Here is a 20,795-nt window from a genome sequence, read left to right as displayed (position 1 = left end):
CACCGGGATTTGTGTGAGGAACAACCAGTTATCATGTGCGGACGATTCACCTTTTATACCCCACCCGACACCCTGATCCTCGAGTTTTTTCCCGAGGGCATGGAGGTGGACGGGCATTTTGACCCCGGCTACAACATCCCTCCCGGCACAGGTATTCCCATGATCCGGATGAGCATGAACGGCAGCCTGATCATGGCTCACTCCCACTGGGGCTTCCGGCCGGCCTGGGCGGATCAGAAAGCGCCGGCTCCGATCAATGCCCGTGCAGAGACAGCAGCCACATCAGAATACTTTCGGGACGCCTTTGCCCATCACCGTTGCCTGATACCGGCCAATGGCTGGTACGAATGGCAACAAACGGAACATGGCAAAGAACCTCACTACATAACGCCAGCGAATTCCGGGAAGTATCCGGCGATTTTCTTCGCCGGCCTCTGGACCCCGAGAGAAGGCGACGAGACCACCGCCTGCGCCATCATCACCGAACCGGCCAGCGAACACCTGAAGCATATCCATGAACGTCAGCCCGTGGTGCTTGATCCGGCCTGTCTGAGGGACTGGCTGAATCCGGAAATCACCGACCGGACACAATTGCGGACAGTGACCCATCGCCTGGATCCTGGACAGCTGAAAGCCATTCCCGTTTCGCCGGAGGTGAATAATCCGAGGCATAACTCGCCGGACCTAATCCGGGAAGCCTGAGGCCTGTAGTAATCCTCTAATACCCGCTTCTTCACCGACGCTGATACTGTTTCCAGACTTGGCACGACAATCACAAGGAGACAGCCATGAGCGGGAAGAAGATTCTGATGATTACCGGTGACTTCACCGAAGATTACGAAACCATGGTGCCGTTCCAGGCACTGCAGGCCGTCGGGCACACGGTTCACGCTGTCTGCCCCGACAAGAAAGCCGGCGACACGGTTGCCACCGCCATCCATGATTTCGAGGGAGACCAGACCTACACCGAAAAACCGGGGCACCGGTTCGCCCTGAACGCGGATTTTGACGGGCTGGACCCCGCGAACTACGACGCATTGGTGGTGCCCGGCGGTCGCGCACCTGAGTACCTGCGGCTTAACCAGGATGTACAGAATCTGGTTCGCCATTTTTTCGAGACTGACAAGCCAGTGGCAGCGATTTGCCATGGTGCCCAGCTGTTGGCCGCAGCCGGGGTTCTGGAGGGGCGCAAATGCTCGGCCTATCCTGCCTGCCAGCCGGAGGTGGAACTGGCCGGCGGCACGTTCGCCGGTATCGAGGTTGATCAGGCGGTCACCGATGCTAATCTGGTAACAGCGCCTGCGTGGCCCGCTCATCCGGCCTGGCTGGCGCAGTTTTTCAAGCTGCTGGATCAGTAATGCAAACGGGGCCGGCCCTCCGGCCCCGCCACGCTCTCAGGGAGGCCCGCATGTGCAAGCTCTTTATCAACGCCGATCCGGAGCTTTGGGTCAGCCGGACCCACTCCCTGCGAATCGATGGCATGGTGACCAGTGTGCGAATGGAAAACGCCTTCTGGCAGGTACTGGCCGAGCTGGCCGAACGGGATGGCATGAACCTGCCCCAGATGATCACACGGCTTTACCACGAATCCATTGATGCCGGCCACGACCTCGGTAACTTCACGTCCTTCCTTCGGGTGTGTGCGCTCCGCTATCTGGAGCTCCAGCTGAGCGGCGACGTTCCCCGGGATACCCGGGTTCCGATTGCCTCGCTGGATGCAGACCGCATTCTTGCCAGCAAATCCGGTGAGCCGGCAACACCGGAGGTGGTAACCAAGGCCAGGCACTGATCAGAGGAGACCAGTCAGCGCTGGCGTCCCTGACCCGCCTGTTTTGCCTTGATATCCCGGGTGTCTGCGGTTTCTACAACCTCCTGAAGATTCCGCCTCGGAGCCGCGGGCAAATCTGTCGCCGGGTAACCCAACCTGAGCAAAATCTGCGGGAACCCCGAACGCCCGAGGAGGTGCTGGAGTTTCGGGCGAAGCACGGCGACCTGAATTGGCTGGTTCAGATAGGAAGCCTGCAGCCCCTGCCCCAGGGACCGGAGCAAAACCCGCTCCAGCGCCTGCCCTGCCTTCAGCCAGTCTTCTACGCCATCCCCGGCCGTTCCCAACGCAGCAATCACGGGTGATTCATCCGCCAGTTGCCGGTCCTTGGCGCCAACGCCGTTGCCCATATCAAATGTGCGCACCACCAATTGGGCCACGGGCGCAACCATGCCGGGAACCGTCAAACCGTCACCCTTGCGGCGGGGATGCATCCAGGCAGCCAGCTCCCGTCGCCAGCTCGGGTTGGACCACTGGGCAGCGTCGCCCTCCGCCACAAGATCGGCCACCTGATGACGCGCATGCTCCGATTCCAGAACCTGGAACCATGCTCCTTCGGTCTCCGCCGACTCCTCAAGGATGCCCAGCACCTCGGAAGGCACCTGCTTTGGCTCAAAACGCTTGCGATAGGTGCGTCGCCTGGCAATCGCCAGGAACAGTTCCGTTTGCCGGCCCTCCTCCCCGGATACCGGTGAAAACGAGACGGTCGCCAGCAGATCCTCGTCGCCCGGATCCGGCAAAAGCTGGCATTCGGTATTGAATCCTGCATGAGCAGCGGCAATCCGAAGATTAAACAGGGCACACCCGCAGCTGATGGTGAGTTCCCGGTCGTCGGGGTCGTTGACCGGCAATGCCCGTAACCGGTCCGCAAACAGGGAAATCCCGGTTTGGCCGAGTTCAAATCGCCAGGGCTGGGTGTTGTGGCTTGATGGCGCCAATGTTGCGCTCTCGAGGATGGCCGCCAGGGTGTCTCGCGGTATGGGGGTGTTGCGTGTTCCTTCGCTCATTGCAGCTCTCCCGAATGGTCTCGTGACAGACTATTCCTGCGTGAAAGGAAAAGATAGCCGGTGATGCCCGGCGACATCGTTGAGCCGCATCAACAAAATCTCACGCTCCGTAACCTGACATTCCCGGGCGCGACAATTAAAGTGAAGACAGTGAAAACTTGCACAGGGTCTGAGATGCGTTATTCCTTCAGAAACATCTTATTTCTGGCATTCGTGGCGCTTGCGCTCGGCGGTTGCGCCAGTAGCGGAAAGCTGCAGTCGGGTTCTACGCCTGGACTACAGACCGTTCCTGTCGAGGCATCCAGTTCGGAAAAGGCCCAAAAACTCTGGCAGGTGTTCGAGCGTTACCGGGGCACCCCCTATGAATACGGTGGCACCTCCGGCAATGGCTTCGATTGCTCAGGATTCATTCTTACCGCCTACCAGGAAGGTCTGGGCAAACAATTACCCAGGACAACGACTCAAATGCTTGCCAGTGGTGACGTGGTTCATCCCGGCGAGATTCGACCGGGCGATGTGGTGTTCTTCCGGATTGGCGGAAAGGAACAACACGCCGGTATCTATATGGGCGGGGACCGCTTTATCCACGCATCAACATCGGCCGGCGTAATCCAGTCCTCGATCAGCGGCTACTACTGGAAAGGCCGCCTGACCGAAGCGAGACGCTTTGACTGAGCCAAGCTGAACAGCCCGCTTCAACGCTTTTTCCGGCGCACATAGAGTACTTTGTGGACGCGCGCGACGAGCTCACCGGATTCATCAACAATATCCACGTCCCACTCTGGCAGCATTTTGTCTCCGTTTGCCGTTGCGGCGCGGATCTCTTCAACACGCTCATCGGTCAATTCAAAGCGTGCCATCACTTTGCCCTTGCCGGGACGGATAAAATCAATACTCGCCGATTTATCCCACACGATGTAGTCATTGCCCAGCCGTCGCATCAGCAGCAGCATATATATGGGATCAACCATGCTGTAGAGCGAGCCGCCAAAGTGCGTGCCCACGTAATTGGTGTTGTACCAGTGCTGGCCCATCTCCACCCGGGCCGAGCTGAAATCCTCGGCAATGTGGGTCACCCGGATTCCAGCACCGATGTAGGGAGCAAACGTGGAAAGAACACGGCGCATGGCCCCGGCACTGGCAAGCCAGCGACGTAGAGTGGCGTTCATCAAACATCCTCGATGGTATAAATGACTGCAAATTCAGTAGCACGCTATCTTCCAATCCGACGCGCGCCGATGCAAGAAATTCATACGATCGTTTGAATATTAAAGACCACTGAACGTGAGATGCAGGGCGATGGCGGCCATCATGATTCCAATGACACCATCGATAATCCGCCAGGCCAGCGGCCGGGAGAGAATGGGCGCCAGCGCCGAGCCGCCCCAGGCAAGCAGGCCGAACCAGAGAATCGAGGCACTGCTCGCACCGGCCACAAAGGTGGTCGCGTCCTCTTGCTGGGCTCCGATGGCAGGAATCAACAGCAGCGTATCCAGATAAACCTGAGGGTTGAGCAGAGTGACTGCCAGGGTCGTGAACACCACGGCTTTAAGGCTTCGTTTGGTTACTTCACCCGCTTCAAGAGCCGCTCTGCCGCGGCTGGCGCGAACGAAGGACTGAATCGCCAGCCAGCCAAGGAAGGCCACACCCAGCCACCGGAGAATCTCCAGGGCCTCAGGCATGGCCATCAGGGCAGCACTGATGCCGAACATGCCCAGGGTAAACAGGGTGATATCGGCCACTATGCACAGCCCGGCTGACCACCAATGATGTTCCCGGCGTATTGCCTGGCTCAGCAGGTAGGCGTTCTGCGCTCCGATCGCCACGATAATGCCGCCACACACAATCAGACCGGTCAGGTAACTCTCAAGCACGTGAATCTCTCCTTAATGAATGGCGCAAGGTTACCGCTTCCCAGCTATACTTGAAATTCATACTCATAATGCTGCATCAGTTTTACTTATGATTGACTACAAATTGCTGGAAGCCCTGGCGACGGTCATTGAGTGCGGAGGATTCGAACGTGCCGGCCTGGCGCTCGGGCTGAGCCAGTCGGCCATTTCGCAGCGAATTCGCACCCTTGAAATCCGGCTCGGACAACCGGTTCTGGTGCGAAGCCCGGCACTCAAGGCCACACCGGCCGGACAGCGTCTGCTCAACCACGTTCAGCAAGTGCAATTGCTGGAGCGCGACCTGACCAAGTCCATCCCGGCACTCTCGGAACCCACAGCAAGACTGCGCATCGCGCTGAATGCCGACAGCCTGGCCACCTGGTGGGCGGCCGCGGTAGGCAACTTCTGTGCGGAGGAGACCCTGCTGCTGGATCTTGTGGTCGAGGACCAGGACATTGGCCTTCGCAGGATGCGGGAAGGGGATGTGGCTGCCTGCCTGTGCAGCAGCCCCCAGCCTGTTGCCGGTGCCCGCTGCGTGCCCATTGGCACGATGACCTACATGCCACTGGCAACTCCGGACTATGTGCGCCGATACTTCGGGAAAGGCCTGAGCGAAACCAGCCTGAAGAATGCCCCGGCCATTGTTTTCGGGCCGAATGACCAACTGCAACACCGGTTCCTGGCCCAGTGCGGCTATCACGGCACCTTCCCCCACCACCTTTGCCCATCCTCGGAAGGTTTTGTGAAACTGGCGCTGGCCGGCATGGGGTATGGCATGATTCCGGAAATGCAGGCCCGCCCGGAAATATCTGCCGAGCGCCTGGTGAGCATCGCGCCTGAACAAACCCTGGAAGTGCAGCTATACTGGCACTTCTGGCGCCATGGCGGCGGCGTGATGGACCGTCTGACCAACGCCTTGCGGTCTGCGGCCACGTTGAATTCAAACGTGTAAACAGGGGGAGCAACGATCAGTATGAAGCACCTTGTGGCGGTTTACGGCACGTTGAAACGTGGCCGGAACAACAGCCATATTCTGCGAGGCGCCCGGCTTGTCGGGACAGACTGGATGCCCGAACTGAGCCTGTATCACCTGGGCCCCTACCCGGGTGCCATAGAGGAACCTTCCCCGGGCGTCCGCGTGGAAGTCTATGCGGTTACCGATACGATGCTGAAAGCACTGGACGAACTGGAAGACTTCTTTCCTGAACGCCCGCAAAGCAGCCTGTATATCCGCCAGACCATGGACACTCGCCACGGGTCTGCCTGGGTGTACATTTACAATCGGCCGGTTAAAACGATCCAGCGGCTGCGCTCCGGGAGCTGGTAGACCATAGCCCACACACCTTCACCATAAGGACACCAGATTGGACCTGACAACGCCTGCCCTGCTCTTCCCGGCGATTTCACTGCTGTTGCTGGCCTTCACCAACCGGTTTCTGGTGTTGGCGCAGCTGATCCGCCAACTCAAGCAGATGGACACCGAGGAAGACCACGCCCTGATTGCCCGACAGATCGGCATGCTGCGCAAACGGATTGTGCTGACCAAACGCATGCAGGCGTTCGGCGTACTCAGTTTCTTCCTGTGTACGGTTTCCATGTTCCTGCTTTTCCTGGGTGCCGACCTGCCGGGGGTGATCGCGTTTGGCGCCAGCCTGGTACTGCTGTCTTTCTCGCTGCTGTACTCGCTGTACGAAATCCAGATCTCAACCAATGCCATCAATGTCGAGCTGGCCAGCTTTGAGGCCCGCAAGAGTGCCGGCCGGGAAGATGTCGACTATTCGTGAGGCCTGTTTGCGCCGGAATTCACGACCCGGACACCAAACCAGCGCGGAAACCGGAGCAGACAAAACAGGGCAATCATGTCGTAAAGGGCGTGCCAGACCATGACCAGAGCAAGGCTTTCGGATAACAGGTAGGCCGCCCCCAGAACCATGCCAAGGCCGGTAGCCACCAGAAAATAGGTAAATGAGACATAGTGCACCAGACCGAACAACACCGATGCCGCAAGCACGGCCGTTACAGGGTCCGTCTTTGTCATCAGCCAGCCCTGGATTGCGCCCCTGAATAACAGTTCCTCACCGACTCCGGCCAGGAGGGATAGCAGAATGAGTACAGCCGGGGAGTAGCTGGAGGCAAAGTCATACAAACCCTGCATCTGCCGCTCGAGGTTCTCCGGGAACAAGCCGGGCACCCGCGTAAGCAACAGCAAAACGGCGTAGGTAAGAGCGGCTCCAACCGTCCCCAGGAAGATGCTGGGCCACAGGCCTGGCCCAACATGCAGCACCGGAATTCCGAATAGCAGTATCGCCACTAATCCGATAACGCCAATGGCGCCCTGGAATAACAGAGCGGCATTGGAGGACATACCCGAGTTTCGTCGTTTACCCAACGCCATTTACTGGTCGAACAAGGGCTTCACTGGAAACAGCGCATCGTATTTTGGCGCCTGCTTCTGGGCTTTGGCCTGGAACGATTTCATCATGTCCGTCGGGCGGAACATGCCGGCCTGCCAGGTGGCCATATACTTGAGGCTGTCTTCCACACTGTGGTCGCGACTGTAATTGAGCATTTCCTTGCAGCCAGTTACGGCCAGAGGAGAGTTCGCCGCAATCTGGCCGGCAATGGCCATAACGCCTGCCAGCATGGATTCCTGGTCGGCGTAAACGGCGTTCACGAAGCCTAGATTCTGCGCTTCAGTGGCGGAGAATTTTCGGCCGGTGTAGGCCAATTCACGAACCACGCCCTCGGGCATCAGTTTGGGCAGGCGCTGGAGCGTGCCGACGTCGGCGGTCATGCCCAGCTCGGTTTCCTTGATGGTGAAGTAGGCATCTTCCGTGCAATAACGGCTATCGGCGGCACACACCAGATCCAGAGCGCCACCGATACAGCCACCGTGGATGGCTGCCAGCACGGGAAGCCGGATTTTTTCCAGAGAGGTGAGAGTATCCTGCAACTGCAGCACAACTCTGCGAAGGTTTTCCGCCATGCGCCCGGGGTCACCGTTCATGGGCACGGCTTTGGGATCGCTGAATACACCCAGATCCATGCCCGCAGAGAAGTGTTTGCCGGTGGAGGAAATGACGATCACGCGGGCATCGGTGTTGGCCTCAATATCCTGCATGCACCGGGGCAACTCGAGCCAGAACGCCTTGTTCATGGTGTTCAGGGCCTCCGGACGACTGAACTGAACGTGGGCGATGTAGTCTTTAACCTCAATCGAAAAACTCTCGTAACTGGACAACTCAGACAAGACAGCACTCCTTATATAAATGTCGCTAACCGGCTCATTAGCGGTCGCCCCGGCTAATGTATCGTCAATTCTGCTACCTTCGTATTATGGCGAACAGAGAGACGACACGTTAACCCGAAAAGGCCTGGTATGGAATTCACCTTCCTCGGCACGTCAGCCGGAACGCCGACAAAATCGCGCAACGTAACCGGTCTGGCGCTGAGCCACGGCGGACCAAAACACTGGTACCTGATTGACTGCGGTGAAGGCACCCAGCACCAGTTGCTGAGAACCCATCATTCCGTGATGCAGCTGCAGGCAATATTTATCACCCACATCCATGGCGACCATACGTTCGGGCTGCCGGGACTGCTGACCAGCGCCTCCATGCTCGGCCGCACCGCTCCTTTGTACCTGGTTGCGCCAAGACCGGTAAAAACCTTCATAGAGGCCGCCATCGGTAATAGTGACTCCAGCCTCAGTTTTGAATTGAGATTTTTCGATTCCGAAGCAGAGAACTTCCACTGGGAAGACGACTCCCTGTCGGTAACTGCAGTCCCCCTGTCCCATCGTGTCTCCTGCAGGGCCTTTGTGTTCACGGAAAAGAATCTGGAACGCCAGCTGGTCCGGGACAGGCTCGAAGCGGATGGTATTGAGGCCGGTCCCGCCTGGGGCCGCCTGCAACAGGGCGACGACGTGGTACTGGAAGATGGGCGCCTCGCCCGTTGTGATGATTACACCCGAATTGCCAGAAAACCTCGCAAGGTTATCGTAGCCGGCGACAACGACCAGCCCGACCTGCTTCTGGCAGCGTGCACGGGTGTTCAGGTGGTCATCCACGAAGCGACCTACACCCAGGAAGTCTCTGACCGGGTCGGACCCTGGCCGCAACACAGCTCCGCTGCCCAGGTAGCCCGCTTCGCCGAGGCCGCAGGCGTTCCCAATCTCGTCCTTACCCACTTCAGTTCCCGTTACCAGTTCAATCCGGATGCTTATCCGCACATTGGTGAGATCGAATCCGAAGCCAAAGGCATTTATCGGGGAAACCTTTATCTGGCAAAGGATTTTGCCTGTTATGAGCTCAACAGGGATCTGATGCTGAAGCCCATCGAGCGTCTATAATACAGGCGTGGATTAAACGAGCCGCCCAAGCTTATATGTGTCGCTTTTATAGATTCACTTTGCGTTTGCTGAAGTTCAAATTAAACTGAACCCACAATAAATTGAACAACGATTCATTTTTCACTGCTCAGGAAGGCGGTCAATGACCCGGCTCAACGCAAAACACTCCAGACTCAGCAAGGATGCGGTTGTCGTCGCGCCCGGCCTCATTCCCTGTGGCTGTGTCATTGACAGCGTGGCTCTGGGTAAAGAAGGGCTGCGCCTCACCCTGAAGCACTTTTCGTCGCCCGCGGTACTCGACCAGCTGTCATCGTCTGCCGCTGCACAGACCGATCTTCATGTTTTCCTCGATAATGACCGTGAAAAACAGCATATCCATTACAGAGGCACGGTTCAGGTTGGCCGCAGTAGCGGCATTTCGCTGGACATAGCTGGGAACACCGAGGAACTCAGCAACGACATTGAGCGTTTGTTACAGCACACTGGAACGAATCGGCTCGAAGCCGCGACTCCGGATCCTTCACTGAAACAGCTCTACCACCAGCATTGCCGTCGGCTTCTGGAACAGTTGCTTCCGGAATTTATGGAAGGCACCTTCGAGGGCATTGAAGCCGACCTGGAAGAGGCTGCAGAGCTGCGTGAGATTACCCGGCTCAAGGACATGCGCTTCATTTTTCAGAGTCGCCAGCAACGAATGCTCCAGGATTTCCAGGCCCAGTTCCAGGCCAATCAGGCAACCCTTGAGCCCGCCGCCGAGTCCCGGGCCGGCAACAAGGAGTTGCACCTGCTGCAACAGCACGAGTTCGAAGACTGGCTGGACCTGCAGGCCATCGCCACCCGCGTAAACAAAGCAAATACCGGGGCCAACTTCCTGCTCAACCAGTTTCTCAACCAGATTTTCCGACAGGACGTCAACGATGACAACAATCCTCTGACGCCCCGGGCCCTGTGCGTCTGCCTGCAGTATATGGTCGATCATCTGGGCATTGCGCGGGAGCACCGCCTGACCATCTATCGCGCCTGGGAAAATGCTCTGGTCCGGGTCTGGCCCGCGGCCATCCGGTCACTGATCAATGACTGCCGACGAGCTGGCCTTGAGGCCATAGATATCACCGAGCTACCCGCAAACTGGTCACTCCGCGACCGGGAGCACGCAACGGACGACTCGGGTTCAGCGACGGCAGCCACAGAAGACTCATCCGAAGAAACTCCGGAAACCAATCACGCCAGGCACGAGGCGTCCGGGCCGCCTTCGGTTGGTCGTTCCCTTTTTCAATTGATGGCACTGGAGTCAAACCCCTCGTCTGAAGTTTCAGACTGGGAGGAGCCCAATCCAAGGCTTTCGGAAAACCTCCGCTCCCGGCGCCGGGAACTGCTGGACCGGTTGCACGGCGACGAGCCCGATATGGCGGGACTGCTTCGGGAACTGGCCAACTCGGACTCCGACCTGGCCAGCTCCCTGGATCACACGGCCGTTGAGAAGGCCAACCTGGTGGACCGACTGTTCGAGCCTCTGAAAACCCACGATGAACTCTCGGGCTCGCTTCGCCACCAACTGCAAAAGCTTCGACTACCCGTATTCGAGACGCTGGTTGAAACACCGGATTTTCTGAATGCCGGCGACCACCCGGCCCGGGATATCATCAATAACCTGATGCACATCTGTCTTGCCGAGAGAGCCTCAAGCAAGAAGCTGGAAGCAACGGTTGCCGATATCGTTGAGGAGCTGACAGAGATCGAGGTATCGGATCCGGACCTGATGGGAAGCCTGGGCGAACGCCTGAAACAGCTTGTCGAGCGTCAGGACCAATCGTTTCTCCGCAACTCGGAACGGCTGGCAAAAACCCTGGAGGGCAAGGAGCGCCTGCGCCTTACCCGCAAGGAGGCAAGGCAGAGGCTGAACTCGCTCTTGAGCAACAGACAGGTTCCGAACATTCTGATCCGCATTCTTCAGGCGGGCTGGGAGCAGTTGATCGTACTGACCATGCTGAGAGAAGGTCCGGAAAGCCGGCATTGTGAGGAACTGCTTGATGTGGTTGCACAGCTCCAGGCCTGGCTTTCGCCTGCCGACACCTCCGAAGAGCTGGCATTTGAACGGGAGCTGGAGAGCAGCGTCATGCTGCAGTTCATCGAGCGGGAGCTGAAAACCGCCGGGGAATTCTCGCGCGTAAGGCCGGTTATTGACGAGCTATCCGGAATTCTCGAGGGCAACGGGGAAGCAGAAACCACATGGGTTGATGAGTACGGTGACGCCGATGAAGCGCCGGCCCCGCTGCCACCGGAGCTTGAAGACAGTCGTTGGGCCTCAAGGGCAAAGGAGATTTCCGTAGGCGACTGGGTTGAGGTTCGTCTGGATACCGGCGAGACCCGCCGGTTGCGGCTGGTGTGGGGCAGCGAGGATTCACTCAGGTTTGTTTTTCTTTCGCCCAAAGGCATGAGCGAGGTCAGTTACGGATTTCCCGAGTTTGTGCAGAAACTCGCTGAAGGCGAAGCCTGGCTGGTTGAGAGCGGAGACGTCCCATTCCTTGACCAAAGTCTCTTCAGCATCGTTGAAGATGTTTACCGGAAGCTCAATTTTCAGGCAACCCACGATGCCCTGACGGGGTGTATGCACCGCCATGACTTCGAGAAACAGGTTTCTCAGCTGATCAGCATCCTGCCGTCATCTGCTGAAGACCATGCCGCCGCCCTTATGGTTCTGGATATAGACGAGTTCAGTGTCATCAACGCCTCCTATGGCGCGGACGCCGGCGACGCCCTGTTGAGGCACGTCGCCGACACACTCCGTAAGCAGAGCGAATCCCGATTCTCGGAGTCCCACGTTGGCCGGATCAGCGGCAATGAGTTTGCGGTGCTCATCAATAACATCAGTACAGAAGACTGCCTGGATTTTGCAGAGTCCCTGCGGCGCAACTTCGAGCAACATGTGTTCCGGCATGGGCAGGCGGAATATCGGGCAACCGTCAGCATCAGTATCCGGCCGGTAACCGGGGCGGGACAGTCACCTGGAGACCTTCTCAACCTTGCGAGCCTCTCGCTTAAAGCAGCCAAGAAGCTGGGCGGGAACCGGATTGAACTGGCCAGGGAAAACCGGGACCAGTCCCGGCTCGGCACCCCCCAATGGGTTACCGAAATAGACCGGACCATCCGTGATGGCAGCCTCTACCTTCGGGCCCAGCCCATCGTTGCCCTCGAACCGGAAGACGGCGAAGGCACGATGTATGAAGTCTTGCTCGGCCTGAAAGACAGTTCTGGCAAGGAGATCTCGCCCCAGGGCTATATCGAGGCAGCCGAACAGTTCAAACGCAGCACGCGGGTTGATTTGTGGGTCATTTCCGAGGTGCTGACGTGGATGCGAGATAATCCCGCGGCGCTCGCCAGGATTGCCACTCTGAACGTGAACCTGTCAGGCTCGTCGTTGAGCGATGACAGCTTCATGCTCGGCCTGGAATCCAATCTCAGGGCGAATCCGGAGCTGGCCCACAAGCTCTGCTTTGAAGTAACCGAGACCTCTGCCGTCGCCAACCTCCATTTTGCCTCGGATTTCATGCGCGAGATGAAGCGGCTGAACTGCCGGTTCGCACTGGATGATTTCGGCACCGGCCTGTCTTCCTATGCGTACCTCCAGAAACTGCCAGTGGACTTCGTGAAAATTGACGGCATATTTGTAAAGGACATGGCGACCAACCTCACGAACTACGCCATGGTGAGGTCGATCAACGAGCTCTGTCATTTTCTGGATCTTCAGACCATCGCCGAATACGTGGAAGACATGGAAATCATGGACACCCTGAGAGAGATCCAGGTGGACTACGCTCAGGGCTTCGCCATTGCCAAGCCGCGCAGGCTGGACAGCCTTGGAACCGCGAATTCCACTCCCCCGGTTTATGCCTACAAGAAATAGCTTTGCTTTTCCCCGTGGCAGGAGTACAGTGGGCCTCGTTGGAAAGATTTAGCAAAGCATTTCATCAATAAGACCGCTCAGCTGTAATAAGTAGCACGTCCTGTTTTTGATCACGCCAGTTTTTTGTTTCCGCATACCGCCGATCAGCCATCAATAAGATGACGTGACGGCACATTAAATGATTGAAATCAGGAAGAATACTATGTCTACAGTTACCGGCAACGTTAAGTTTTTCAACGAAGCAAAAGGTTTTGGCTTTATCACTCGCGAAAGCGGCCCGGACGTTTTTGTTCACTACAGCGCTATTCAGGGCGGCGGTTTCAAGACTCTGGCTGAAGGCCAGCAGGTCGAGTTCACCGTTACCCAGGGCCAGAAAGGTCCTCAGGCGGAAAACGTTGTCGCTCTGTAAATAACAGACGACACGTTCAGAAAAAGGCAGCTTCGGCTGCCTTTTTTCGTTGTTGCTCCCTGCCGAAACTACAGAATACCTTCCACCGGGATCGTCTCGGTATTTTTTATCTCCCGCAACGCAAAGTTCGAATTCACCTGGGCAATGCCCTGCAGGGTAAAGATTTTTTCGTTCAGGAACCTGTCGTAACTGGCCATATCCGGCACGATTACCCTGAGCACGAAATCGGCATTACCGGTCACCGCAAAGCACTGAAGCACCTCCGGATAACTGCTCACCTGCTGCTCAATCTCCGCCGTGCTGTCGATGTTGTGCCGCTGCAGTGACAGATTGACGAGCACACACAGCCCCTGACCAATGCGTTCCGGATCCACTCTTGCGCTGTATCCCTGAATCACACCGCTTTCCTCAAGTGTGCGCACCCGGCGCCAGCAAGCAGCCGGTGACAAACCCACCTGTTCGGCCAGTAACTGGTTACTGATGCGCCCATCCTGCTGCAGCACCGATAGGATTTTCCGATCCAGCTTGTCCAGCTCCACCTGTTTCATTTGGTAACACCTGATTTTTATCAAAGGTTCTTTCTCTTTATTGTCTTTTATCAAACATTCTTTCGCAAACCCTGAAAACCTCCTTCCAATAAGCAAGCACCTTTTGCGGACTTCCCTCTAGAATTTTGGTCATAAAATCGACAAAAAGGAGGGCGCCATGTCCGCCGATACCCCACAACTCGACGATTACAAACTCGAAGACCGCTACCTGCGGGAATCCGGTCGGGTGTTCCTGACCGGCACACAGGCCCTGGTCCGAATTCCGTTGATGCAGGCTGCCCTGGATCGCAAGCAAGGCCTGAATACCGCCGGCCTGGTCAGTGGATACCGTGGTTCCCCCCTCGGTGCGGTCGACCAGGCGCTCTGGCAGGCGAAAGACCTGCTGGACGAGAACCGGATCGATTTTGTTCCCGCCATCAACGAGGATCTTGCCGCGACGATCCTGCTGGGTACCCAGCAGGTAGAAACCGATGAAGACCGTCAGGTAGAGGGCGTATTCGGCCTCTGGTATGGCAAGGGCCCGGGCGTGGACCGAGCCGGCGACGCCCTGAAACATGGCACCACTTACGGATCCTCCCCCCATGGCGGTGTGCTGGTGGTAGCGGGCGACGACCATGGCTGCGTGTCATCGTCCATGCCCCACCAGTCCGATGTGGCATTCATGAGCTTCTTCATGCCCACCATCAACCCGGCCAACATCGCGGAATACCTGGAATTCGGTCTCTGGGGTTATGCCCTTTCCCGCTACAGTGGCTGCTGGGTCGGCTTCAAGGCCATATCGGAAACCGTGGAAAGCGCGGCTTCTGTGGAAATTCCGCCAGCACCGGATTTTGTCACTCCGGACGATTTCACCGCGCCGGAAAGCGGCCTTCATTACCGCTGGCCGGATCTGCCCGGCCCCCAGCTGGAAACCCGCATCGAACACAAGCTCGCGGCCGTTCAGGCCTTTGCCCGGGCCAACCGCATTGACCGGTGCCTGTTCGACAACAAGGAAGCCCGCTTTGGTATTGTCACCACCGGCAAGGGGCACCTTGACCTGCTGGAAGCCCTCGATCTGCTCGGTATTGACGAAGACAAGGCCCGGGACATGGGTCTGGATATCTACAAGGTGGGCATGGTCTGGCCCCTGGAGCGCCGCGGCATCCTGGACTTCGTGCACGGCAAGGAAGAAGTCCTCGTGATCGAGGAAAAGCGCGGCATTATCGAGAGCCAGATCAAGGAGTACATGTCCGAGCCGGACCGTCCCGGCGAGGTTCTGATTACCGGCAAACAGGATGAGCTGGGCCGCCCGCTGATCCCGTACGTTGGCGAATTGAGCCCCAAACTGGTTGCCGGCTTCCTCGCAGCCCGTCTTGGTCGCTTCTTCGAGGTGGACTTCAGCGAGCGCATGGCTGAAATCAGTGCCATGACCACCGCCCAGGATCCGGGCGGCGTCAAGCGTATGCCCTATTTCTGCTCGGGCTGCCCACACAACACCTCCACCAAGGTCCCGGAGGGGAGCAAGGCCCTGGCCGGCATTGGCTGTCACTTCATGGCGTCCTGGATGGGCCGGAACACCGAATCCCTCATCCAGATGGGTGGCGAAGGCGTCAACTGGATTGGCAAGAGCCGGTACACCGGCAACCCCCACGTGTTCCAGAACCTGGGTGAAGGCACGTATTTCCACTCCGGTTCCATGGCTATCCGTCAGGCGGTAGCTGCCGGCATCAATATTACCTACAAGATTCTGTTCAATGACGCCGTCGCCATGACCGGCGGTCAGCCCGTCGACGGGCAGATCACCGTCGACAGGATTGCCCAGCAAATGGCCGCAGAAGGGGTCAATCGGGTTGTTGTTCTCAGCGACGAGCCCGAGAAATACGATGGCCATCATGACCTGTTTCCCAAGGACGTCACCTTCCACGATCGGTCCGAGCTCGACCAGGTGCAGCGGGAATTGCGTGATATCCCCGGCTGTACCGTACTGATCTACGACCAGACCTGTGCCGCCGAGAAACGCCGCCGTCGCAAGCGCAAGCAGTTCCCGGATCCGGCCAAGCGGGCCTTTATCAACCATCACGTGTGTGAAGGCTGTGGCGACTGCTCGGTGCAGTCCAACTGCCTCTCGGTGGTTCCCCGCAAGACGGAGCTGGGACGCAAGCGGAAGATCGACCAGTCATCCTGCAACAAGGACTTTTCCTGCGTTAACGGTTTCTGCCCAAGCTTCGTGACCATCGAAGGCGGCCAGCTGCGCAAATCCCGCGGCGTTGACACCGGCTCCGTACTCACCCGCAAGCTGGCTGATATTCCAGCTCCCAAATTGCCGGAAATGACCGGCTCCTATGATCTGCTGGTGGGCGGCGTTGGCGGTACGGGCGTGGTGACGGTTGGCCAGCTGATCACCATGGCGGCCCACCTGGAGTCGCGCGGCGCCTCGGTACTGGATTTCATGGGCTTCGCCCAGAAAGGCGGCACGGTGCTGAGCTACGTTCGTATGGCACCGTCCCCGGACAAGCTCCATCAGGTTCGGATCAGCAATGGCCAGGCCGATGCGGTCATCGCCTGCGATCTGGTCGTAGCGTCTTCCCAGAAGGCCCTGAGCGTTCTCCGGCCAAACCACACCCGGATCGTTGCCAACGAAGCGGAACTGCCCACTGCCGACTACGTGCTCTTCCGCGACGCCGATATGAAGGCCGACAAGCGCCTTGGGCTACTGAAGAATGCCGTTGGCGAGGATCATTTTGATCAGCTGGACGCCAATGGCATCGCCGAAAAGCTAATGGGCGATACCGTGTTCTCCAACGTGATGATGCTCGGTTTTGCCTGGCAGAAAGGCCTGCTGCCCCTGTCCGAAGCGGCTTTGATGAAGGCGATTGAGCTGAACGGCGTCGCCATCGACCGGAACAAGGAAGCCTTCGGCTGGGGACGGTTGTCGGCCGTGGATCCGAGCGCAGTCACGGATCTGCTGGACGACAGTAATGCTCAGGTTGTTGAGGTCAAACCCGAACCAACCCTGGACGAGCTCATCAACACCCGTCACAAGCATCTGGTCAACTATCAGAACCAGCGCTGGGCCGACCAATACCGGGATGCAGTTGCAGGGGTCCGGAAGGCTGAGGAGTCCCTCGGTGAAACCAACCTGCTGCTGACTCGTGCAGTAGCCCAGCAGCTGTACCGGTTCATGGCCTACAAGGACGAATACGAAGTCGCGCGACTGTTTGCCGAAACCGACTTCATGAAAGAGGTGAATGAAACCTTCGAGGGTGACTTCAAAGTCCACTTCCATCTGGCCCCGCCCCTGCTCAGCGGCGAGACCGATGCCCAGGGCCGCCCGAAAAAACGCCGGTTCGGCCCCTGGATGTTCCGGGCCTTCCGGCTGCTGGCGAAACTTCGCGGCCTGCGCGGAACCGCAATCGATCCGTTCCGCTATTCCGCCGACCGCAAGCTGGATCGGGCCATGCTGAAGGATTATCAGAGCCTGGTAGACCGGATCGGTCGTGAGCTCAACGCCAGCAACTACGAAACCTTCCTGCAGCTTGCCGAGTTGCCTGCCGATGTCCGCGGGTACGGCCCTGTGCGGGAGCAAGCGGCAGAAAGCATTCGTGAAAAGCAGACGCAACTGATCAAGGCGCTGGATACCGGTCGCCCGACGTTGATTCGCACCCAACAGGCTAACGAGGAGGCCAATCATGTTTGAAGCACTCCAGCCCCTGCCCCAGGATCCGATCCTGCAGTTGATGCAGACCTTCCTTGAAGACGATCGACCGGACAAAGTGGATCTGGGCATCGGTGTCTATAAGGATGACGCCGGCAATACGCCTATCATGGCCGCCGTTCACGAAGCCGAGCGTCGCCTGCTTGAGGGCGAAACCACCAAGAGCTACGTGGGCCCTGCCGGTTCCGCCGGCTTCAACAGCGCCATGGCGGAGCTGATCCTGGGAAGCAACAGCCCACTGGTCCGCGACGGTCGCGTATCGGTCATCCAGACACCGGGCGGCTGCGGCGCCCTGCGTATGGCGGCCGAGTTTCTGCGTCTGTGCAAGGCCGATACAAAAGTCTGGGTCAGCACGCCCACCTGGGCCAACCACTTGCCGTTGCTCGGTGGCGCCGGCCTGACTATTCGCGAATATCCGTACCTCAATCCAGAGACCCTGCAGGTAGACTTCGGCGCCATGCTGGAAACCCTGGAACGGGCGGATGCGGGCGACGTGGTGTTGCTACACGGGTGCTGCCACAACCCCTCGGGCGCGGACCTGAGCCTGGCCCAGTGGCAGGAAGTGACCAGCCTGATCCAGCGCAAAGGCCTGCTGCCCTTCGTGGACATGGCCTATCAGGGCCTTGGCGAAGGCCTGGACGCGGATGCAGCTGGCCTGAGGCACCTGGCCAGTGCGGTACCTGAAATGCTGATCGCAGCCTCGTGCTCCAAGAACTTTGGCCTCTACCGGGAGCGCACCGGCGCCCTCGCCCTGGTTTCGGAAACCGCAACCGTGAATGCCGCCGCCACCAGCCAGCTGCTGAGCGTCATCCGGTCGCATTACTCAATGCCACCGGCCCACGGCGCCTCAATCGTGGAGACCATCCTTGGCGATGACGACCTGCGAGCCCAGTGGCAACAGGAGCTAAACGGTATGTGTAAGCGCATCCTGCATCTGCGTCACGCTTTTGCGGATGCACTCTCGCCAGTAGGCGACTTCGACTTCATCGCCCGTCAGCGGGGCATGTTCTCGTTCCTCGGAATCAGTCCGGAGCAGGTGGGCCGGTTACGGAAGGAACACGGCATCCACATGCTGGAAAGCAGCCGCGTAAACGTTGCCGGTTTGAACGACCACGTCTTGCCACAAGTCGCTTCCGCCCTGCGCGAGGTGCTCGGCAAGTAAATACTTTTTCGACAACAACCAATCAATCCGACAAAAACAATTAGCCGGAGAGAAGAATGAGTGAGAGTACCCAACCACACCAGCAGGCCAATAACCTCTGGTCCTCACGGATGGCCTTTATCCTGGCTGCGGCTGGTTCAGCCGTTGGCCTCGGGAACATCTGGAAGTTTCCGTACATTACTGGCGAGAACGGCGGCGGCGCCTTCGTTCTGATCTACCTGGCCTGTATCTTCCTGATCGGCGTGCCGGTACTGATTGCCGAAACCATGATTGGTCGGCGCGGCGGCCAGAGCCCTGTGGCCACCATGCGCACCCTGACCAAAACCGAAGGCACAGCCAGGGGCTGGCGAGCCATCGGCTGGAACGGGGTAATTGCATCCTTCCTGGTGCTTTCTTTTTACGCCGTGATTGGCGGCTGGGCCCTGGTCTATATCGGCAAGGCCGCAACCGGGCTGTTTACCGGAGCAGATGCCGAAGCCATCGGCGGCCAGTTCGGCGGGCTCCTTGCCAACCCCTGGGAACTGCTCATGTGGCACTCGGTGTTCATGGTGATTGTGGTGTTCATCGTTGGCAGGGGCATTCGCTCGGGGCTTGAGAAAGCTGTGAATATGCTGATGCCTCTGTTGTTCGTGCTGTTGGTTGCCATGGTGATCTATGCCATGAACAGCGGCAGCTTTGGCCGGGCCGTGAGTTTCATGTTCTCGCCGGATTTCAGCAAACTGACAACGGCGGGGGTTCTGACTGCCCTGGGGCACGCCGCCTTTACGCTCAGTATCGGTATTGGTGTTCTGATGGCCTATGGCTCCTACCTGCCAAAAACCGTAAACATTGCGCGGACCGCCATGACCATTGCCGTCGTGGACACCAGCGTTGCGCTTCTCGCGGGGCTGGCCATCTTTCCCCTGGTATTTGCCAATGGCCTTGAGCCAGGGGCAGGGCCCGGCCTGATCTTCGTGACCCTGCCATTGGCCTTTGGCCAGATGAGTGGTGGTGCGCTGTTCGGCACCATTTTCTTCGCTTTGCTACTGGTAGCAGCCATCACCTCGGCCATTTCCATGCTGGAACCGGTGGTCGAATGGCTGGAAGAACACAAAGGCGTGAGTCGAGCGAAAAGCGCCATTGGTGGCGGGCTCGCCATCTGGTTTATCGGTATCGGTACCGTGTTGTCCTTCAACGTCTGGGAAAGTGTGCACCCGCTTGGCTTTATTCCGTTCTTCGAGGGCAAGACGGTCTTCGACCTGCTCGACTTCCTCGTCTCCAACCTGATGATGCCTCTCGGCGGACTCGCCATTGCGCTGTTTGCCGGATGGGCGATGAAACGTGAGAGTCTGCCGGCCGATATTGGTCTGCAAGGAAGCAGCTATAAGGCATTCATGTTCGTACTCCGGTATCTGACGCCTGCCGGTATCGCCGTGGTTTTCCTCTACAACCTGTTGTAAGGCCATCCCGGCTTCTCCAACCGCAAAAGCCCGGTGAACTTCACCGGGCTTTTTTTGACATACCCAACAGGGCACTGCCAATCTGAATTCAGGACAACAGACCTATGTCTGTATCGCATGCGGAAAAGGAGAACTCTTATGTACACCAAGATCCTCGTTCCGGTCGACCTCGCCCATACCGATAAAATGGTGAAGGCGCTCAATACCTCCATTGATATTGCCAAGCATTACAACGCCACCCTGTGCTACGTCACCGTCACCAACAGCACACCGGGAGCGGCCGCCCACAATCCTAAAGAGCTCAGGGAGAAACTCGCCGTCTTCGCGGAGGAGCAGGGGAAATCCCACGGCATCAGTACGGACAGCATCGTCATGGAGACCGCCGATACGGCAGTGGAACTTGAAGACAAGTTGCTTGAAGCTATTAAAACCACAGGTGCAGACCTGGTGGTGATGGCTTCTCATCCGCCGGGAATCGGCGACAGGCTCCACATTCTCCACTCCAACGGCGCCAATATCGTCAGACACAGTGATATTTCGGTATTCGTTGTGCGGTAAAGAAAG

20 protein-coding genes are annotated in these 20,795 nt (G+C 58.1%); 14 read left to right on the top strand and 6 right to left on the bottom strand.

The features are described from left to right. The first annotated feature begins 33 nt into the window (after nucleotides 1-33). The 3 genes from HP15_RS04385 (at nucleotide 34) to HP15_RS04375 (ending at nucleotide 1,789) form a co-directional block, all read left to right on the top strand. Nucleotides 34-702, top strand: coding sequence for an SOS response-associated peptidase (locus HP15_RS04385; protein WP_041645028.1), 669 nt, complete (start codon nucleotides 34-36; stop codon nucleotides 700-702). Between the two features lie 86 nt (nucleotides 703-788). Then, nucleotides 789-1,358 (top strand): DJ-1/PfpI family protein, encoded by a 570-nt coding sequence (locus HP15_RS04380; protein ID WP_014576361.1) that lies wholly within the window; start codon nucleotides 789-791, stop codon nucleotides 1,356-1,358. Between the two features lie 50 nt (nucleotides 1,359-1,408). Continuing rightward, complete coding sequence (locus HP15_RS04375) at nucleotides 1,409-1,789, top strand: ribbon-helix-helix domain-containing protein (RefSeq protein WP_014576360.1); 381 nt, start codon at nucleotides 1,409-1,411, stop codon at nucleotides 1,787-1,789. A gap of 14 nt (nucleotides 1,790-1,803) precedes the next feature. Here HP15_RS04375 and HP15_RS04370 read toward each other — a convergent pair whose 3' ends face one another. Continuing rightward, nucleotides 1,804-2,832 (bottom strand): Acg family FMN-binding oxidoreductase, encoded by a 1,029-nt coding sequence (locus tag HP15_RS04370; RefSeq protein ID WP_014576359.1) that lies wholly within the window; start codon nucleotides 2,830-2,832, stop codon nucleotides 1,804-1,806. A gap of 174 nt (nucleotides 2,833-3,006) precedes the next feature. Here HP15_RS04370 and HP15_RS04365 point away from each other — a divergent pair, with 174 nt between their 5' ends. Then, the gene (locus tag HP15_RS04365) at nucleotides 3,007-3,507 is read left to right on the top strand and encodes a C40 family peptidase (RefSeq protein ID WP_041645024.1); all 501 of its coding nucleotides are present in this window, start codon (nucleotides 3,007-3,009) and stop codon (nucleotides 3,505-3,507) included. Between the two features lie 20 nt (nucleotides 3,508-3,527). Here the strand turns inward: HP15_RS04365 and HP15_RS04360 are convergent, their stop codons facing one another. Both HP15_RS04360 and HP15_RS04355 read right to left on the bottom strand, forming a co-directional pair. Continuing rightward, nucleotides 3,528-4,001: a DUF4442 domain-containing protein gene (locus HP15_RS04360; RefSeq protein ID WP_014576357.1), complete on the bottom strand. Its 474-nt coding sequence runs from the start codon at nucleotides 3,999-4,001 to the stop codon at nucleotides 3,528-3,530. Between the two features lie 99 nt (nucleotides 4,002-4,100). Continuing rightward, the gene (locus HP15_RS04355) at nucleotides 4,101-4,706 is read right to left on the bottom strand and encodes a LysE/ArgO family amino acid transporter (RefSeq protein ID WP_014576356.1); all 606 of its coding nucleotides are present in this window, start codon (nucleotides 4,704-4,706) and stop codon (nucleotides 4,101-4,103) included. A gap of 88 nt (nucleotides 4,707-4,794) precedes the next feature. Here HP15_RS04355 and HP15_RS04350 point away from each other — a divergent pair, with 88 nt between their 5' ends. Genes HP15_RS04350 through HP15_RS04340 form a run of 3 tightly spaced genes read left to right on the top strand, consistent with a single transcriptional unit; the run spans nucleotide 4,795 to nucleotide 6,508 of the window. Then, on the top strand, nucleotides 4,795-5,676 hold the full coding sequence (locus tag HP15_RS04350) for a LysR family transcriptional regulator ArgP (RefSeq protein ID WP_014576355.1): 882 nt from the start codon (nucleotides 4,795-4,797) through the stop codon (nucleotides 5,674-5,676). A gap of 21 nt (nucleotides 5,677-5,697) precedes the next feature. Further along, nucleotides 5,698-6,051 carry a gamma-glutamylcyclotransferase family protein gene (locus HP15_RS04345; protein ID WP_014576354.1) on the top strand — a complete coding sequence of 118 codons (354 nt, stop codon included), beginning with the start codon at nucleotides 5,698-5,700 and terminating at the stop codon, nucleotides 6,049-6,051. Between the two features lie 37 nt (nucleotides 6,052-6,088). After that, nucleotides 6,089-6,508, top strand: coding sequence for a DUF2721 domain-containing protein (locus HP15_RS04340; RefSeq protein WP_008176008.1), 420 nt, complete (start codon nucleotides 6,089-6,091; stop codon nucleotides 6,506-6,508). On the opposite strand, the gene HP15_RS04335 is transcribed toward HP15_RS04340, so the two are convergent. Further along, nucleotides 6,499-7,089: a CPBP family intramembrane glutamic endopeptidase gene (locus HP15_RS04335; protein ID WP_008176009.1), complete on the bottom strand. Its 591-nt coding sequence runs from the start codon at nucleotides 7,087-7,089 to the stop codon at nucleotides 6,499-6,501. The two genes, HP15_RS04340 and HP15_RS04335, sit on opposite strands and share 10 nt — an antisense overlap. Before the next feature lie 30 nt (nucleotides 7,090-7,119). Next, on the bottom strand, nucleotides 7,120-7,965 hold the full coding sequence (locus HP15_RS04330) for a crotonase/enoyl-CoA hydratase family protein (RefSeq protein ID WP_014576353.1): 846 nt from the start codon (nucleotides 7,963-7,965) through the stop codon (nucleotides 7,120-7,122). A 138-nt stretch (nucleotides 7,966-8,103) separates the two neighbouring features. On the opposite strand from HP15_RS04330, the gene HP15_RS04325 reads away from it, so the two are divergent. The 3 genes from HP15_RS04325 to HP15_RS04315 all read left to right on the top strand — a co-directional run bounded on the left by HP15_RS04325 (nucleotide 8,104) and on the right by HP15_RS04315 (nucleotide 13,388). Further along, nucleotides 8,104-9,075 carry a ribonuclease Z gene (locus HP15_RS04325; protein WP_014576352.1) on the top strand — a complete coding sequence of 324 codons (972 nt, stop codon included), beginning with the start codon at nucleotides 8,104-8,106 and terminating at the stop codon, nucleotides 9,073-9,075. Nucleotides 9,076-9,217: 142 nt separating this feature from the next. After that, on the top strand, nucleotides 9,218-12,979 hold the full coding sequence (locus tag HP15_RS04320) for a DUF1631 family protein (RefSeq protein ID WP_014576351.1): 3,762 nt from the start codon (nucleotides 9,218-9,220) through the stop codon (nucleotides 12,977-12,979). A gap of 202 nt (nucleotides 12,980-13,181) precedes the next feature. Further along, nucleotides 13,182-13,388, top strand: a complete 207-nt coding sequence (locus tag HP15_RS04315) for a cold-shock protein (protein ID WP_008176018.1) — start codon at nucleotides 13,182-13,184, stop codon at nucleotides 13,386-13,388. Between the two features lie 68 nt (nucleotides 13,389-13,456). Here the strand turns inward: HP15_RS04315 and HP15_RS04310 are convergent, their stop codons facing one another. Continuing rightward, nucleotides 13,457-13,936 (bottom strand): Lrp/AsnC family transcriptional regulator, encoded by a 480-nt coding sequence (locus HP15_RS04310; RefSeq protein WP_014576349.1) that lies wholly within the window; start codon nucleotides 13,934-13,936, stop codon nucleotides 13,457-13,459. 157 nt (nucleotides 13,937-14,093) lie between these two features. On the opposite strand from HP15_RS04310, the gene HP15_RS04305 reads away from it, so the two are divergent. The 4 genes from HP15_RS04305 to HP15_RS04290 all read left to right on the top strand — a co-directional run bounded on the left by HP15_RS04305 (nucleotide 14,094) and on the right by HP15_RS04290 (nucleotide 20,789). Continuing rightward, complete coding sequence (locus HP15_RS04305; protein ID WP_014576348.1) at nucleotides 14,094-17,612, top strand: indolepyruvate ferredoxin oxidoreductase family protein; 3,519 nt, start codon at nucleotides 14,094-14,096, stop codon at nucleotides 17,610-17,612. Continuing rightward, entirely contained in the window at nucleotides 17,605-18,792 is a 1,188-nt protein-coding gene (locus HP15_RS04300; protein WP_014576347.1) for an amino acid aminotransferase, read from the top strand. The genes HP15_RS04305 and HP15_RS04300 overlap by 8 nt, the downstream gene beginning before the upstream one ends. 56 nt (nucleotides 18,793-18,848) lie before the next feature. Continuing rightward, a complete protein-coding gene (locus tag HP15_RS04295; RefSeq protein WP_014576346.1) occupies nucleotides 18,849-20,231 on the top strand; it encodes a sodium-dependent transporter in 1,383 nt (460 codons plus the stop codon). Nucleotides 20,232-20,369: 138 nt separating this feature from the next. Then, nucleotides 20,370-20,789, top strand: a complete 420-nt coding sequence (locus tag HP15_RS04290; protein WP_014576345.1) for a universal stress protein — start codon at nucleotides 20,370-20,372, stop codon at nucleotides 20,787-20,789. The last annotated feature ends 6 nt before the right edge of the window (nucleotides 20,790-20,795 follow it).

Source organism: Marinobacter adhaerens HP15 (genome assembly GCF_000166295.1).
Classification (GTDB): Bacteria; Pseudomonadota; Gammaproteobacteria; order Pseudomonadales; family Oleiphilaceae; genus Marinobacter; species Marinobacter adhaerens.
This window is presented reverse-complemented; position numbering and strand designations above follow the sequence as displayed.